Origin of the sequence: Aromatoleum toluolicum, assembly GCF_012911005.2 — a bacterium.
Lineage (GTDB): Bacteria > Pseudomonadota > Gammaproteobacteria > Burkholderiales > Rhodocyclaceae > Aromatoleum > Aromatoleum toluolicum.
The window spans coordinates 1-438 of record NZ_WTVS01000224.1 but is presented as its reverse complement, the minus strand read 5'-3'; the positions used below and the strand labels follow the sequence as shown (position 1 = coordinate 438).

At 69.2% G+C, this 438-nt stretch carries 1 pseudogene; it reads left to right on the top strand.

From position 1 onward, the window contains the following. Positions 1-405: pseudogene (locus GPA27_RS28480) on the top strand (hemolysin D); the annotation flags it as partial. Positions 406-438: the final 33 nt, after the last annotated feature.

The following is a 438-nucleotide window of genomic DNA, read 5'->3' as shown; positions in this document are numbered from 1 at the left end:
GTGCAGTTCCTCGTGACCCAGCCCGGCGAGGTGCTGGGCGCCGGCGGCAAGGTGCTGAGCCTGGTCGATCTGTCCGACGTGTACATGACGTTCTTCCTGCCGGAGACCGTGGCCGGCCGCGTGGCGCTGGGCGCCGAGGTGCGCCTGGTGCTGGACGCGGTGCCGCAGTTCGTGATTCCGGCGCAGGTCAGCTTCGTCGCCAGCACGGCGCAGTTCACGCCCAAGACGGTGGAGACGGCGAGCGAGCGGCAAAAGCTCATGTTCCGCGTCAAGGCACGCATCGACCGGGCGCTGCTTGCCAAGTACCCGGAGCAGGTCAAGACAGGCCTGCCCGGCGTGGCATGGGTGCGGCTTGATGCCGACCAGCCCTGGCCCGCCAACCTGGCCAACGTCGTGCAGCCATGACGCAGAGCGAGCCCGTCGTTCGCCTGCAGGACC